General features: G+C 61.8%; 16 protein-coding genes. 6 read left to right on the forward strand and 10 right to left on the reverse strand.

Annotated elements, in window-relative coordinates; all coding sequences use genetic code 11:
- Window positions 1–46 precede the first annotated feature (46 nt).
- Window positions 47–1195, forward strand: a complete 1149-nt coding sequence (locus tag C2L64_RS36685; protein ID WP_009770888.1) for a branched-chain amino acid ABC transporter substrate-binding protein — start codon at window positions 47–49, stop codon at window positions 1193–1195.
- A gap of 819 nt (window positions 1196–2014) precedes the next feature.
- On the opposite strand, the gene C2L64_RS56125 is transcribed toward C2L64_RS36685, so the two are convergent.
- From C2L64_RS56125 to C2L64_RS36710, 7 genes are all read right to left on the reverse strand, one after another.
- Window positions 2015–2176: a GNAT family N-acetyltransferase gene (locus C2L64_RS56125; protein ID WP_322789353.1), complete on the reverse strand. Its 162-nt coding sequence runs from the start codon at window positions 2174–2176 to the stop codon at window positions 2015–2017.
- The gene (locus C2L64_RS36690; RefSeq protein ID WP_009770889.1) at window positions 2116–2478 is read right to left on the reverse strand and encodes a GNAT family N-acetyltransferase; all 363 of its coding nucleotides are present in this window, start codon (window positions 2476–2478) and stop codon (window positions 2116–2118) included. Before C2L64_RS36690 ends, C2L64_RS56125 begins: the two co-directional genes overlap by 61 nt.
- Window positions 2479–2592: 114 nt before the next feature.
- The gene (locus C2L64_RS53590; RefSeq protein WP_009770890.1) at window positions 2593–2760 is read right to left on the reverse strand and encodes a hypothetical protein; all 168 of its coding nucleotides are present in this window, start codon (window positions 2758–2760) and stop codon (window positions 2593–2595) included.
- Window positions 2747–3556 carry an alpha/beta fold hydrolase gene (locus C2L64_RS36695; protein ID WP_009770891.1) on the reverse strand — a complete coding sequence of 270 codons (810 nt, stop codon included), beginning with the start codon at window positions 3554–3556 and terminating at the stop codon, window positions 2747–2749. Before C2L64_RS36695 ends, C2L64_RS53590 begins: the two co-directional genes overlap by 14 nt.
- A gap of 48 nt (window positions 3557–3604) precedes the next feature.
- Window positions 3605–3814 (reverse strand): DUF3563 family protein, encoded by a 210-nt coding sequence (locus tag C2L64_RS56130; protein ID WP_322790656.1) that lies wholly within the window; start codon window positions 3812–3814, stop codon window positions 3605–3607.
- A gap of 232 nt (window positions 3815–4046) precedes the next feature.
- Window positions 4047–4880 carry a class I SAM-dependent methyltransferase gene (locus tag C2L64_RS36705; RefSeq protein ID WP_009770893.1) on the reverse strand — a complete coding sequence of 278 codons (834 nt, stop codon included), beginning with the start codon at window positions 4878–4880 and terminating at the stop codon, window positions 4047–4049.
- Between the two features lie 148 nt (window positions 4881–5028).
- Entirely contained in the window at window positions 5029–5463 is a 435-nt protein-coding gene (locus C2L64_RS36710) for a GFA family protein (RefSeq protein ID WP_007747406.1), read from the reverse strand.
- Window positions 5464–5630: 167 nt separating this feature from the next.
- Here C2L64_RS36710 and C2L64_RS36715 point away from each other — a divergent pair, with 167 nt between their 5' ends.
- Window positions 5631–6686, forward strand: coding sequence for an AraC family transcriptional regulator (locus tag C2L64_RS36715; RefSeq protein ID WP_236674354.1), 1056 nt, complete (start codon window positions 5631–5633; stop codon window positions 6684–6686).
- Between the two features lie 118 nt (window positions 6687–6804).
- Here the strand turns inward: C2L64_RS36715 and C2L64_RS36720 are convergent, their stop codons facing one another.
- Window positions 6805–7200, reverse strand: coding sequence for a cupin domain-containing protein (locus C2L64_RS36720; protein WP_009770895.1), 396 nt, complete (start codon window positions 7198–7200; stop codon window positions 6805–6807).
- A gap of 471 nt (window positions 7201–7671) precedes the next feature.
- Here C2L64_RS36720 and C2L64_RS36725 point away from each other — a divergent pair, with 471 nt between their 5' ends.
- A complete protein-coding gene (locus tag C2L64_RS36725) occupies window positions 7672–8358 on the forward strand; it encodes an HAD family hydrolase (RefSeq protein WP_007747395.1) in 687 nt (228 codons plus the stop codon).
- A gap of 25 nt (window positions 8359–8383) precedes the next feature.
- Here the strand turns inward: C2L64_RS36725 and C2L64_RS36730 are convergent, their stop codons facing one another.
- Window positions 8384–9244, reverse strand: coding sequence for a LysR family transcriptional regulator (locus C2L64_RS36730; protein ID WP_009770896.1), 861 nt, complete (start codon window positions 9242–9244; stop codon window positions 8384–8386).
- Window positions 9245–9446: 202 nt separating this feature from the next.
- On the opposite strand from C2L64_RS36730, the gene mdtD reads away from it, so the two are divergent.
- The gene (mdtD, locus tag C2L64_RS36735; RefSeq protein ID WP_009770897.1) at window positions 9447–10835 is read left to right on the forward strand and encodes a multidrug transporter subunit MdtD; all 1389 of its coding nucleotides are present in this window, start codon (window positions 9447–9449) and stop codon (window positions 10833–10835) included.
- Between the two features lie 8 nt (window positions 10836–10843).
- Here mdtD and C2L64_RS36740 read toward each other — a convergent pair whose 3' ends face one another.
- On the reverse strand, window positions 10844–11761 hold the full coding sequence (locus C2L64_RS36740) for a LysR family transcriptional regulator (RefSeq protein ID WP_009770898.1): 918 nt from the start codon (window positions 11759–11761) through the stop codon (window positions 10844–10846).
- A 137-nt stretch (window positions 11762–11898) separates the two neighbouring features.
- Between C2L64_RS36740 and C2L64_RS36745 the strand changes: the two genes are divergently transcribed.
- Together C2L64_RS36745 and C2L64_RS36750 are read left to right on the forward strand one after the other, a co-directional pair.
- Entirely contained in the window at window positions 11899–12837 is a 939-nt protein-coding gene (locus C2L64_RS36745) for a hydroxymethylglutaryl-CoA lyase (protein WP_009770899.1), read from the forward strand.
- An 8-nt stretch (window positions 12838–12845) separates the two neighbouring features.
- Entirely contained in the window at window positions 12846–13997 is a 1152-nt protein-coding gene (locus C2L64_RS36750) for a CaiB/BaiF CoA transferase family protein (RefSeq protein ID WP_009770900.1), read from the forward strand.
- Window positions 13998–14021: the final 24 nt, after the last annotated feature.

Consider the following 14021-nt stretch of genomic DNA (forward strand, 5'->3'; position numbering starts at 1 on the left):
GTCGACAGGCAAAGAGCGCGACATTTTCTAATGACAGGAGCGCATCATGAATCGACGTACATGGCTGAGCAGGTTAGCGGTTTGCGCTCTGGCGGCGCATGCTTCATTCGCATTTGCCGCGGACCCGGAAATCGTCAAGATAGGTTTTGTCGGCCCGTTGACGGGACCCGTCGCGCGGGTCGGCAAGGATCTGCAATACGGCGCGCAACTTGCGCTCGATGAAGAAAACGCAAAGCATCCGACCGTTGCGGGCAAGCCCGTCAAGTTCGTGCTGGACGTGCAGGACGATCAGGCCGATCCGCGCGTGGCGATTCAGGTTGCGCAGAAGCTCGTTGATGAAGGCGTGGTCGGCGTGATTGGTCACTACAACTCGGGGTGCAGCATTCCGGCTTCGACGGTGTATCACAACGCCAATGTGGCGATGATCACGCCGGGCTCGACCAATCCGCAGCTGACCAAGCAGGGTTACAAGAACGTGTTCCGCACGATGGGGCATGACGGCATTGGCGGGGTGGTGGCGGGGCATTTCGTCGTCGAGCAGATGAAGGCGAAGCGCATTGGCATCATCGACGACCGCACGGCGTTCGGGCAAGGTCTCGCCGATTCGTTCGAGAAAGGGGTGAAGGAAGCGAACGGCAATATCGTGTCGCGTGAATTCACTAACGATAAGGCCGTCGATTTCCGCGCGATTCTCACTTCGCTGAAGAGCAAGAATGTCGATGTGATTTTCTTTGGCGGGTTGGACGAGCAGGGCGCGATGCTGGTCAAGCAGATGCGCTCGCTGGGTATGCAGACTCAGCTATTTGGCGCGGGTGCGTTGAAGAGTAATGCCTTTTTGCAGATTGCGGGTTCTTCGGGTGAGCGCACCCAGGATCTTGAGCCGGGCCCCGCGCTTGATAAGCTGCCTGCGGCGCAGGAGTTCGGCAAGCGCTACAAGGCGCGGTTCAACCAGGATGTCGAGCTGTATGCGCCCTTTGCGTATGATGCTGCGCTCGCTATGTTGAAGGCGATTCATGATGCTAATTCGCTTGATCGCGAGAAGATCGTTGAGAGTTTGGCTAAGGTGTCGTTGACGGGTGTCACGGGGAAGATCACTTTTGATCCTTATGGGGATCTGATTAAGCCGCCGTATACGCTCTTTGAGGTGCAGCAGGGGCAGTGGAAGAGTGTTAAGACTGTGGGTGGAGGGGTGTGACGGTTTGGTTGTTTTGCCATTGCGCTGGTGTTCGCGTTTGAGCCTGCGCGGCGCGGGCGTTGGTTTTGGTTTGCTCGTGGTTGCGCTGGCATCCGCGTTACGGTGTTTGCCGTTCAAGCGTCGCCCCTGTGCGGGGCGGCACCTACTTTTCTTTGCCGCCGCAAAGAAAAGTAGGCAAAAGAAAGCGGCTAACACCGCCAGTTCTTGTATTTGCCTGAGGGCCCCCAAAGGGTCTTCCGCTTCACACGGCAATCATGTGACCCATGTTCGTTGCCAACGCTCTGAATTGACGCCTCACCCGCTTCACGTATCCGCGTTGCAGCATGTCGTGCCAGATATTCCGCTGCCGCCCAGGTGGCAAACTGTGTGTCGGCCCCTTGTGCTCCACACCCCTCACTTCGGACCGATAGCGCACGCGTTCCACCATGTAAGAGCGCCAGGCTATACGCCGCGACAACCTACACACAGTTTGCCACCTGGGTGGCAGAAACCATTCGCTGCCGCTAGCCCGTGCACAGGCATTCGAAGCGGGTGATGCGTCTGTTCAGTGCGTTGGCAACGCACGCAAACAAAGATGTTGCCGTGTGAAGCGTAAGACCCTTTGGGGGCCCTCAGGCAAGAACTAGGACTGGCGGTGTTAGCCGCTTTCTTTTGCCTACTTTTCTTTGCGGCGGCAAAGAAAAGTAGGTGCCGCCCCGCACAGGGGCGACGCTTGAAGCACGAAGGCATAACGCGGATGCCAGCGCAAAAGCAAGCACACAACAAAGGCTTGCGCAGCAAACACCACATCGCGGATGCCAGCGAAAAACCAAAACCCGTTCAAATCTCAAGCTCCAGAAACTGCGTCCCTTCAACAGGATTAAAAACATAAGCAGAAATCGGCCTGAACCCAAGAGAAGCATAGAGCCGCTGCGCGCTCTTCATACTCGGCGGCGTATCGAGCCGCATCCTCCGATACCCCGCTTCCTTCGCAGCATGCACGACGGCCTGCGCAAGAAGTGTCCCGATCTGATGCCACGCCCTTCGGGCCGCACATAAAGCCGCTTCATCTCGCTGATGTCAAACTCGAAAGCCCGCAGCGCAACGCTACCGATCACGCGTTCGTCGCGCCACGCAAGCAATATCGTGCCACGCGGCGGCGAGTACTTACCGGGCAGCGTGGCCAGTTCCTGATCGAACGCCTGAAAGCCAAGGTCAATACCGAGACCATCCGCGTATTCGCGGAAAATCGCCCGCACGGCGTCGGTATCGTCGGGAAAACGAGCGGGCCGAATGTCGATCATCGAAGTCTTCCTGCAATGCGTGATGTATGCAAGTGTAGTCGCGGATCGCGATACGTTCACTCCAAAGAGAAAGCGACAAAAGGAGAAGCGCCCCGCAGGAAGAAGGGCAAGAGATCACGGCAACGGGATAGTCAGATTCGCCGGCTGCGGCCCAAGCCGGATAATCTGCGAGTAAGGCGCAAGCGTCCGCAACGTCGCATCCTTCAGATAGGCATTGAGCCCAAGAAGCGCAACCACCCCAACAAACGCAACAACAGCGTTGACGCGTTCAAGCGATCGCATCAGCCTCCGCAATATGCCGCACGATGGCCGCATTGACCTTGTCGGCGTGCGTGAGCGGTCCCATGTGTCCTGCACCTTCGACGATTGCAAGGCGCGCCGCTGGTAGCAGCATCGGCAGTCGCTCGGCAATCGCGCGCGTCGGAATGGGCGCGTGCTGTCCGCGCATGATCAGCGCCGGGATATGCAAACCGGTGTACGCGCTGGCGGGCGTGCGCTCGTCGAGCAGTGCGCGGAAGTCGAGTGGCGCCTTCGGCGCCCAGCGCGTGAGTGCGTCCTGCACCGAAGGCCGCAGTGCTTCCCACGCGCCCCGGCCGCCCCAGTAATCGACGAATGAAGCCGCCGCACCCCGATAGTCGCCACAGCTCACGCCATCGGCGGTGCGCTTCGAAATCGCGACGATTTCCGCAAGCGCATGCGCTCCATACGAGCCCATCATCTTGAGCAGATGAAACGCCGAGGGCTCGTAGAGCGTCAGACTCGCGATACGCTCGGGCCGTTCGACGGCTGCGCGCAACGCCACGCCACCGCCATACGAGTGGCCTACGAGATGCACCTTGCCAAGCGATGCATCGATGATGCCGACGGTCTTCGCGGCCTCGTCGGCGAGCGTGAACGCGCGCTCGCCGCTCCACGGCCCCGTGCTGTCGCAGCCGTAATGCTCGGGCGCGGCGAACGCGTGACGCGAGCCAAGCGCCTCGCCGAGCTTGCGCCATTGCGCCGCTCCCGAGCCAGAGCAATGCAGTGCGATCACCGACGTTGCGGATGAGAAGGCTTGCGACGCGACTGTGCTGTCCATGTTATTCAGGGAGTTCGAAAGTTGGATCGGGACGTCGGCGCGTGTGCCTCAGTCAATTTCGCTTGAATGCATGCGGCGTTCGAGTTCGACCATGTCGGCCGCGGATGCGAGGTACGCGTCACGGCGGCTATGTTCAGCATGGTCAAGCGCCTTTCTCAACAACTGGAATAGATAGATGAGCATGATGTCCTCTGGTCGATCACGTGATCGATGATGTAGCGGCATGAACGCCGTGTACACGCAGAGTCCGTGCCACATTGCTGCAAGCCTTATCTGGCGGACCTTTCAGCTGTCTCTGCGGGTTAAGACCGGGCGAAGCGTCGTCGCGCGGCCGACAAACCTTGAATGGAAGTCGGACTGAAACAGACACGTGTGCCGTGTCGAGGCGCATCGTGGAACGACTTCGCCGCGCGTGAGCGCAGCGAAGTCAGTTGACACAGGAAAAGCGGCGTCTGAATGAAGCGGCCAGACGACCCGCGTCAGATTTCATTCACACGCGTTCCACCACGACTTCGAGATACTCGCTCGGCAGGACGAGCGTCGCGTCGTTCGAACGGTTACGGCTCTCGATCAGTGCCATCAGATCGCGAAGAAACGCCGCCTGCGGTTCGCCTTCGAGTGCGGCAAACGCCTTGTTCATCGGCCCATAAAACGTGCGGAACACGTCGACGAAATGTTCCGGCGAACGGTAGCGGAACGTGAAATCGCGGCTCGCCGCGATGATGTTCCGGGCGTTGGCGCTGAAAAGCTCTTCCAGGCGCGCCTTCGTGCCCCAGAGCGCGGGCGACTTCACGCCTGCCGGCGGTGGAATGTACTTGCCGATCGTCTTGAATAGCTGCCCAATGAAACTCTCCGGCGTCCAGTTCGCGAGACCAATCCGTCCACCCGGCTTGCAAACACGCACGAGTTCGGCGGCCGCTTTCTCCTGGTCCGGCGTGAACATCACGCCGAAGGTCGACATCACGATGTCGAATGAGGCATCCGCGTAGAGCAGCGCTTCAGCGTCCGCTTGCTGGAACTGCACCGGGAGCCCTTCGGCTTGCGCGCGCGCACGGCCGGAATCGAGCAGCGAGGCGACGTAGTCGGTCGATGTGACGTCGCAATAGCGGCGCGCAGCGGCAAGTGTCGCGTTGCCGTTGCCGGCGGCAACGTCGAGCACGCGATTGCCGGCACGCACATCGAGCGCTTCGCAGAGGTTCTCTCCGACGATTTGCAGCGTGGTGCCGACAACGGCATAGTTGCCCGTCGACCAGGCCGCCTGCTGGCGGAGCTTGACGGCGGTGAAGTCTGCAACGGGTGCGAAAGCGGAATCAACAGCGGACATAAAGAACTCCTGAAGGGCCAGGGCAGCGATGCGCGAGTGCATGGTTGTGCTGCGTGTCTGATGGCGCCGCGAATGCTTGGTGCGAGCATGCCCGCGCGGCGAACGGGCAAATCAAACTGATCTGGAAGACGCGACGACTACTCGACAGTTACTCGACGGCGCTGATGCCCGAGCCGCCCATTTCGCTGGGCAGGTCCCTCAGTTTTGGCAGGCCATCATCCATGGGGAGTACGGACTCCGGGTAGTGAACGTGCACACCCGCTGCATACGGGAAGTCGTCTACAACCGCGGCATAGACATCGATGAGGCCGAGTCCCGGGTGCTCCGTGAAGAGATGTCCGCCGCACAACCTGCACCATTTGCGATAACTGTGCGGTGTCTTGCTGTACGTGCTGATGTCGTCGGCACCATGTGTGACGCGCAGTGCGTTGGGGTTCCACAGCGTGAATGCATTGATCGGGCTGGCCGACCAGCGGCGGCACGACTCGCAATGGCAATAGCCCATTCCCGCGGGCTGTCCACTCAACGTGAACTGCACGGCGCCGCAAAAGCATTGGCCTCGATAGATGTCCGCGTGACTCATATTTGTCTCCGGATAAAGAGGTGCCCGCGCTCTTGACGTTCTATGAGCGCTTCGCCGTTCGTTGGTGCAGAATTGCATGGGTGCTAGTATCGGCACGCAAGCCGGTTCGAGGAATGACCAGGCGTCCAGATGTTTTGCGCAGGACGCCGAAACTGATGGGCGCTTTTATGGATGCTTTTTCAGATGTCCTTCGCGTGGTGCGTCTCGGAGGAGCGGTGTATCTAAACGCCGACTTAACCGCACCCTGGTGCGTAGTCGGGGAAGTCACGTCGGATTTGTGCGCCACGTTCCTGCCGCGCGCTGAACGCATCGTGTCCTATCACCTCATCACGGAAGGCAGTTGCTGGGCTGCCCTCGTTGACGATCCTGCTTCTGCGATTCGTGTCGACGCAGGAGAACTTCTCGTCGTACCGCAAGGCGAAGCGCATCTGATGGGCAGTTCACTCGACGTCGAGCCCGCGCCTTCAGACGAACTCATGGCGAAGTATCTGAGCACCTCGCCGGGCGAAGTGATGACGTTGAATTTCGGCGGTGGTGGTGCGCACACGCGAATCATCTGCGGCTTTCTTGCCTGCGACGATTCATTGACGAATCCGGTCCTTTCGGCGCTGCCTCGACTCTTCAAGGTCGACATGCGCAACGATCCACAATCGGCGTGGCTCGAATCGTCGTTGAAACTTGCCGCCAACGAAGCGGCCGACTGGCGCGTGGGCAGCGCGATCGTGCTTGCACGGCTTTCGGAGTTGCTATTTGTTAAGGCGGTGCAACGTTGCATCGAGTCGCTGCCGGCAGATCGCAAGGGGTGGCTGGCGGGCGTCGGCGATCGCTTCGTTGGCCGCGCACTCGCCATGCTGCATGCGCAACCCGCCTATGGCTGGACCGTCGAAGAACTCGCACGCAAGGTCGGTCTCTCGCGTTCGGCGCTCGCGCAGCGCTTCACGGAACTGCTTGGCCAGCCGCCAATGCAGTACCTCGCCCGATGGCGCTTGCAGGTCGCAGCGCAGACGTTGCGGGACGGGAACCAGACGCTTGCGGCAGTGGCCGAGCAGGTCGGGTATGAATCGGAGGCCGCATTTAATCGCGCGTTCAAACGGGAATTCGGCATGCCGCCCGCCAGTTGGCGGCGCAGCAAAGGTCTGGCGGATGGCCGCGATTCGATCGATGCAGACGCCGATACCCGAATCGGTGACGATTCGTCTGAAGAGCGCTTCGTGGCGGGTTAGCGGCGGTTGAGCTAACGCGCGCTAACCGGCGAGCACGTGGCCGGAAAGAGGGCTGGGTTCTTGCTCGATACGCCTGCAATGGCGGATAAGGGTTGCACGCGATAGCGTCGCCTTGTCACTACTCACGAGTCGGTTCAAGTTCAACGATCGCAAGTTTCGCAGCCGTATCGCCAATCACACGGCTCCGATGTCCTCGACCGCTTGTGTCTTCGAGAAGCAGGGCATCGCCGGGCCGGACGCGGTGGTGCTCTCCATCAGAGGCCTCGAATTCCATTTCTCCGTCGAGAACGAATACCCACATGCGAAGCGGAGATGGATGCAGATCACCGATCCATTCGGCCGGTGCCAGCAGGAAGCCGTTGCGTAAGGCGGGTACGAATGCTGAAACGTTAAAAGCCGGTGCGGGTGGCGCAAAGTTACGTGTGAACGTTTCGACGAATGCACGTTCGAAATGCGATTCGCCGGCGGGGTCGGCATAGAGTCGCAGGTAGCTTACCGTAGCGGACATGGCCATCGCGCGTCTCCTTTCAGGAAGAGATCAGTCTACAACTGTGGAGCCAGTGCAAGATCGGCGATCCGGCAACGATGAGCGCTGCGTGTTTCACCATGGGTGGAGGACCTTCGTTGGCGGGGACAACTGTGTTGCCCGCTCATTCGCAACTAACTGTCTGCCGCCACCAGCGCCCCCAGCGACTGCCGCGCGAGCTTCTGTCTACAGGCAGAGTGCGATATACCCGCTTCCCCAGACATGCAAGCGCCAACGCGGCAAAGGGCGGGCCCACAACGGCTCCACGCACCATCTACGGCGCGTGTCGATCGACAGTGCTAGTCTTTGCGCTGACCGCGCATACCGGCCGTCGCGAACTTCATCGCGCTTCGCGGCTCTTAGCGCAAAGGGCGACGCGTCGCGGGCCGCATCTGCGCCCAGGCGCTGCGCCGTCCACCGTGCTCAACGGGCACAGACGACCGAGGCGAGGTAACGTGAATGAACACACCATCAAACAACGACGTTGTCTTTCTGTTCGACGTCGATAACACGCTGCTCGATAACGATCACGTGCTGACTGACCTGCGCACGCACATGACGCGGCAGTTCGGCGAAGAAAATAGCGCGCGCTACTGGCAGATCTTCGAGGATCTACGCAGCGAGCTCGGCTATGCGGACTACCTTGGCGCATTGCAGCGCTATCGCAACGAGCACCACGACGACACGCAGCTTCTGTTGATGTCGTGCTATCTGATCGATTATCCGTTTGCGAACCGCGTATTCCCCGGTGCGCTCGATGCGCTGCGCTATGCGAGCGAGTTCGGCAAGACGGCGATTCTCTCCGATGGCGACGTCGTGTTCCAGCCGCGCAAGGTCTCGCGCTCGGGGCTGTGGGACGAAGTAGAAGGGCGCGTGCTGATCTACATTCACAAGGAGCTGATGCTCGACGACGTGATCGCGCATTATCCGGCGCGCCATTATGTGATGGTCGACGACAAGCTGCGCATTCTCACCGCGATGAAAGAGCAATGGGGCGACCGCCTGACGACGATCTTCCCGCGGCAGGGCCACTACGCCCTCGATGCAAAGGAGATCGCGAAGTATCCCGACCCTGACATTACGATCGAAAGAATCGGTGAGCTGACGTCGATCGACTTCGACGCGTTGACGGCCAAGCGGCGTTGACCAACCAATAAAGCGCGCCGCGCCGCTATTCGCTCATCCATTCGCCGCTCAGATCGCTGCTTTGCAGCAACTCAAGCAGCGTGCCCGCCGGCTGACTGAGCCGCTTCGCCCCCAGGGCGATGAATTCGACGTCGGGCAGGGCAGGCAAGCTCGCGCTGTTCACAGGCGGCGCGAGCCCGCGCGCGGACACGTACTGCGATTTCGCCGTCAGCCCCAAGCCGCCGCGCGCGGCAGCGATGCAGCCCGCGTGGCTGCTGCTCGTACACACCACTTCCCAGCCGAAGCCTTTTTCGGCGAGCGCATTCAGCACGACGGCGCGCGTCACGCTCGGCTCCGCGACCAGCACCAGCGGCAACGGCTGTTCGAGATCGACGACCGTACCGGGCCGCGCAATCCATTCGAGCCGCGAGCGCAGCAGCGGCGTGCCGCGCCGCTCGCCCAGGCGCCGCTTGCCGACCAGCAGATCGATCGAACCGGCATCGAGCAGTTCATACAGGCGGCTCGTCATGCCGATGGTGATCTCCAGTTCCACATCGGGATGGGCCGCGCGAAACGCGGCCAGCACGTTCGGCAATGCGCCGAGCGCGATATCGTCGGACGTGCCCAGGCGCACGCGTCCCTTCAGCCTCGGTTTGCGGAACTGCGATTCGGCGCGATTGATGGCCTGCAGGATCACGTTGGCATGCACCAGCAGGGCTTCGCCGTCGGCGGTCATCGCGAGCGAATGCGTGTCGCGCACGAATAGCCGTCGGGCGACGCTCTCTTCGAGGCGGCGAATATGTTCACTGACGCTCGACTGATTCAGGTCGAGCCGTTTGCCCGCCTCGGTAAAGCTGCGGCAAGTGGTGACGGTGGCGAACGTCCTGAGCCAGAGGGGATTGAGCATGCGGCATTGTCATCGGCATTCGCGATGACAGTCAATGCCTTCAGGTGACTTCCCGATTGCCGGTGAAATCGATACCATGATCGCTGCATCTGGATCTGGACGAATCGGCCTGATCGCCGGTTCGGCGAAACGCCCGTTTCCGAGGCGCTGTGATTGCGACGCTGTGTTTAACGGCTCCCGTCGCGCCTCTCCGAACTTCATCATGACCCGCGATTCCTCACACACCGCGTTGCTCTGGGTCGTCGCCGCTGCCTTCTTCATGCAGGCGCTCGACACGACCATCGTCAACACTGCGCTGCCTTCGATGGCGCAAAGCCTTCACGCGTCCCCGCTCGCGATGCAACCCGTCGTCGTCTCGTACTCGCTGACGATGGCGCTTCTCACACCCGCCTCAGGCTGGTTCGCCGACCGCTTCGGCACGCGCCGCGTGTACTTCGCCGCGATTCTCGTGTTCGTGCTCGGGTCGGTGTGCTGCGCGGGGGCGCACACGCTGGATCAACTCGTGATCGCGCGCGTGCTGCAAGGCGTCGGCGGTTCGATGCTGCTGCCTATCGGGCGGCTTGCCGTGTTGCGAAGTGTGCCGGGCGAGCAGTACGTCTCGGCGCTCGCGTTCGTTTCGATTGCGGGGCAGGTCGGGCCGATCGTCGGGCCGACGCTGGGCGGCTGGCTCACGCAAGCCATTTCGTGGCACTGGATTTTCCTCGTCAACGTGCCCGTCGGCGCGATCGGCCTGATCGCCGTGCAGCGCTTCCTGCCGCACGATAATGCAAGCCATCCGCCGCCGTTCGATTTCATCGGCTGTGGCCTGCTCTCGCTCGCCATGATCCTGCTGTCGCTCGCGATCGATCCGCCGATGAGCACCTATCGTGTCGAATGGTCGGTGGGTCTCGCGATGGCGGGCGTCGTCGCAGCGTTGGCTTACATTCCGCATGCACGTTCGAGCGAGCGGCCGCTGTTCAGGCTCGCGCTATTCAGCGAACCGAATTTCAGCGTCGGTTTGATCGGCAACCTGCTGTGCCGGATCGGATCGAGCGCGGTGCCGTTCATGCTGCCGCTGCTGATGCAGGTGCAACTCGGTTATTCGCCGCTGCGCTCCGGGATGATGATGCTGCCCGCCGCCATCGCCGGCACCGTGTCGAAGCAATGGATCGCGCCGCTCATCAAGCGCTTCGGCTATTCGGCGTTTCTGCTCGTCAATACGGTGATCGTCGGCTCGACGATCGTCGCGTTCGCGCTCGTGTCGAAACAGTCGACGCCGCTGCTGGAAATCGCGCTGCTCGCCGTGTTCGGCGCGGCCAACTCGATGCAGTTCGCCGCGATGAACAGCGTGACGCTCAAGGGCCTGTCGCATGCGGATGCGGGCAGCGGCAACAGCCTGTTTTCGATGGTGCAGATGCTGGCGATTGCGATGGGCGTGTCGATCGGCGGGGGGCTGGTCAACCTGTTTTCTGCTGGCGTGGGTTCGTCGGCGACGGGGTTCATGCTGAGCTTCGTTTGCGTCGGCGTGATCACGCTGCTGTCGGCGCTCGTGTTCCGGCGGCTCGATGTATCGCCGGCGAGGCCTGCCGTCGCGGCGCGGACGGCGCGCTGATTCGCGCTTCATCGTGACGCATGCGTGTGCTGCGCCCGCTCGACGAGATGATCGACCATGCGCTGCGCAGCAGGCTGTAGCGATTCGAAATCGCGAAAGCACACCACGAAATTCCGCTTCGCCCATTCGTCAGTCAATGGAATGACGCGCACGTCCAGAATGCGCGCGTAGGTGTCGCCGACCACCTGCGGAATCACGCTGATGCCGAGCTTCGCAGCCACCACGCGAAACGCGGCATCGAAATTCGATACCACCGCCCTGTATGACACCGTACCGCCCGCGCGCGCCGCGGCGCGCTGCAACATCATGTGCACGGATGTCGTCGGCGGCAGTCCGACGTGCTCGTAGCCGAGCGTTTCCGCGAAGCGAAGCGTCGAGCGTTTCGCCAGCGGATGGTCGGGATACACGGCCAGCGCAAGCCGGTCCTCGCGATACGGCCGATGCTCGAGCCCTTCGAGATCCACGTTGTCCCAGCACACACCGACGGACGCGGCGCCTTCGCGCAAGCGCCGCACGAGATCGTGCGACAGCCACTCTTCGACATGCACGCGGATGTTCTCGTGCGCCGGCATGCTCATGAACGACGCGACATCGTCGAGCAGGCTTTCGGCAATCGCCGAAGCCGACGCGCACACGCTGACGCTGCCGCGCAGGCCGCTGCCGAACGCGGCGACGTCGCTCGCAATCCGGTCCATCGTGAACAGCACGTTGCGCGCATGTTCGAGCAGCGCGATGCCGGCAGGTGTGGGCTGCACGCCGCGTCGCGAGCGGGTGAAGAGCGGCACGCCGAGGTCGCTTTCCAGTTGCGCAATCCGCTTGCTGACGGCGGAAGGCTCGATGTGCTCGTCGTGCGCGGCGCGCGCCATGTTCTTGTGCTCGCACACGGCCACCACGAGCCGCAAGGTTTTCAGGTCGATGTCGCGCATGTGCTGCGTCTCCTTGTGGGTTTCCGTTTCGGAAACCTGGCGCTTCCAAAATAGCGCTTTATGTATCGGATGGAATGTCTAAAGTTAGCACAACGCCGGCATCACTACGACCGGCCTGCACTTTGGAGACACCTTCCATGCCCCCATTCCCATCGAGCGTCGTGATCCGCGAAGTCGGCTTGCGCGACGGGCTGCAAAGCATCCAGACCATTCTTCCGACGCAACGGAAAATCGAATGGATCGCCGATGCGTATGCCGCCGGTCAGCGCGAAATCGAAGTCGGTTCGTTCGTGCCCGCGCGTCTGTTACCGCAACTGGCCGATACAGCGGAACTCGTCGCGTTCGCGAAGACATTGCCGGATTTGCGCGTGTCGGTGCTCGTGCCGAATCTGAAAGGCGCCGAGCGCGCCATCGATTCACGCGCCGACCTGATGCTCGTGCCGCTGTCCGCGAGCCACGCGCATAGCCTCGCGAATCTGCGCAAGACGCCCGACGAAGTGATCGCCGAAGTCGCGCGCATGCGAGCGGCGCGCGACGCTGCGGGTTCGAAGACGCTGATCGAAGGCGGCATCGGCACTGCGTTCGGCTGCACGATTCAGGGCGCCGTCGATCAGTCCGACGTGCTGCGCTGCATGCAGGCGCTGCTCGATGCAGGCGCGGATTTCGTGAGCATCGCGGACACCGTCGGCTATGCGAGCCCTGCCGCCGTGCGCGATCTGTTCGAAAAAGCGCGGCACATCGCGGGCGACCGTTTCTGCTGCGGCCATTTCCACGACACGCGCGGTCTCGCCCTCGCGAATGTCTATGCGGCGCTAGAGGCGGGCGTGGCACGCTTCGATGCGACGCTTGCGGGCATCGGCGGCTGTCCACATGCGCCAGGCGCGAGCGGCAATGCGTCGAGCGAAGACCTCGCGTTCATGCTCGCGGACATGGGCATCGAAACGGGCATCGACATCGAACGACTTCTCGCGTTGCGCGCAAAGGTCGCGCAGTGGCTGCCGGATGAAACGCTGCACGGCTCGCTGTGGCTCGCGGGCTTGCCCAAGACCTTTGCTAATCACACTGCTATTGCCTGAGAGCCGCCATGAACACTTCCACCCGACTGCCTCTCGACGGCGTGCGCGTCATCGAATTCACTCACATGGTCATGGGCCCGACGTGCGGGATGATCCTCGCGGATCTCGGCGCGGAGGTCATCAAGATCGAGCCGCCGGGCGGCGACAAGACGCGCAAGCTGCCGGGTCTGGGCATTGGTTTTTTTCGCACTTTCAATCGCAACAAGAAGAGCGTCGTGCTCGATATCAACACGCCGGAAGGCCATGCAGCCGCTGAAGAGTTGATCGGTCAATGCGACGTAATGCTCGAGAATTTCCGGCCTGGCCTGATGACGAAACTCGGGCTCGATTACGACACGTTATCGAAGAAGTTTCCGCGCCTGATTTACGTGTCGCACAAGGGCTTTCTGCCGGGGCCGTATGAAAAGCGCCTCGCACTGGATGAAGTCGTGCAGATGATGGGCGGGCTTTCTTATATGACCGGGCCAGTGGGGCGGCCGTTGCGCGCGGGTACGTCGGTCAACGACATCATGGGCGGCATGTTCGGCGCGATCGGCGTGCTGGCCGCGCTGCGCGAGCGCGATTTCACAGGGCGCGGACAGGAAGTGCAAAGCGCGCTGTTCGAGAACTGCGTGTTTCTCTCCGGCCAGCATATGCAGCAATACGCGATGACGCATGAAGCGCCGCCGCCGATGCCGTCGCGCGTATCGGCGTGGAGCGTGTATGACGTGTTCACGCTGGCGAATGACGAGCAACTGTTCATCGGCGCAGTGAGCGACAAGCAGTTCGTCACGCTCTGTGACGTGATCGGTCGCCCCGATCTCGCCGATGAACCGCAATTTGCGGACAACGCGATGCGCGTCGCCTTGCGCCCTGAACTGCTCGCGCGGCTTGGCGACATCCTCAAGCAGCATCGCATCGACGAACTCGCGCCGAAGCTCGAAGTCGCGGGCATTCCTTACGCGCCGATCGTGCGTCCCGATCAACTGTTCGACGATCCACATCTGAAGCAAAGCGGCGGTCTCGTGCCGATGCAGACCGACGACGGCGACACGACGGAAGTCGTGCTGCTTCCGCTGACGATGGGCGGCCGCCGGCCCGGCGTGCGTCAGGCGCTGGCGAAGGTTGGCGAGCATACGCAGGAGATTCTGGCGCGGCTGACGGGCAGAGCGGCCGCCTGAACGCGTATCGGGCGAGGAAGCAAA

Origin of the sequence: Paraburkholderia hospita, from assembly GCF_002902965.1 — a bacterium.
GTDB lineage: Bacteria > Pseudomonadota > Gammaproteobacteria > Burkholderiales > Burkholderiaceae > Paraburkholderia > Paraburkholderia hospita.

What these genes read in the sequence shown, in the direction of transcription:
- C2L64_RS36730 (WP_009770896.1), bottom strand. Translation starts at nt 9,244, where the DNA reads ATGCTCAATCCCCTCTGGCTCAGGACGTTCGCCACCGTCACCACTTGC.
- C2L64_RS36695 (WP_009770891.1), bottom strand. Translation starts at nt 3,556, where the DNA reads ATGGACAGCACAGTCGCGTCGCAAGCCTTCTCATCCGCAACGTCGGTG.
- C2L64_RS56130 (WP_322790656.1), bottom strand. Translation starts at nt 3,814, where the DNA reads ATGTGGCACGGACTCTGCGTGTACACGGCGTTCATGCCGCTACATCAT.
- mdtD (WP_009770897.1), top strand. Translation starts at nt 9,447, where the DNA reads ATGACCCGCGATTCCTCACACACCGCGTTGCTCTGGGTCGTCGCCGCT.
- C2L64_RS36710 (WP_007747406.1), bottom strand. Translation starts at nt 5,463, where the DNA reads ATGAGTCACGCGGACATCTATCGAGGCCAATGCTTTTGCGGCGCCGTG.
- C2L64_RS36690 (WP_009770889.1), bottom strand. Translation starts at nt 2,478, where the DNA reads ATGATCGACATTCGGCCCGCTCGTTTTCCCGACGATACCGACGCCGTG.
- C2L64_RS36705 (WP_009770893.1), bottom strand. Translation starts at nt 4,880, where the DNA reads ATGTCCGCTGTTGATTCCGCTTTCGCACCCGTTGCAGACTTCACCGCC.
- C2L64_RS53590 (WP_009770890.1), bottom strand. Translation starts at nt 2,760, where the DNA reads ATGCGATCGCTTGAACGCGTCAACGCTGTTGTTGCGTTTGTTGGGGTG.
- C2L64_RS36745 (WP_009770899.1), top strand. Translation starts at nt 11,899, where the DNA reads ATGCCCCCATTCCCATCGAGCGTCGTGATCCGCGAAGTCGGCTTGCGC.
- C2L64_RS36685 (WP_009770888.1), top strand. Translation starts at nt 47, where the DNA reads ATGAATCGACGTACATGGCTGAGCAGGTTAGCGGTTTGCGCTCTGGCG.
- C2L64_RS36740 (WP_009770898.1), bottom strand. Translation starts at nt 11,761, where the DNA reads ATGCGCGACATCGACCTGAAAACCTTGCGGCTCGTGGTGGCCGTGTGC.
- C2L64_RS36715 (WP_236674354.1), top strand. Translation starts at nt 5,631, where the DNA reads ATGGATGCTTTTTCAGATGTCCTTCGCGTGGTGCGTCTCGGAGGAGCG.
- C2L64_RS36725 (WP_007747395.1), top strand. Translation starts at nt 7,672, where the DNA reads ATGAACACACCATCAAACAACGACGTTGTCTTTCTGTTCGACGTCGAT.
- C2L64_RS36750 (WP_009770900.1), top strand. Translation starts at nt 12,846, where the DNA reads ATGAACACTTCCACCCGACTGCCTCTCGACGGCGTGCGCGTCATCGAA.
- C2L64_RS36720 (WP_009770895.1), bottom strand. Translation starts at nt 7,200, where the DNA reads ATGGCCATGTCCGCTACGGTAAGCTACCTGCGACTCTATGCCGACCCC.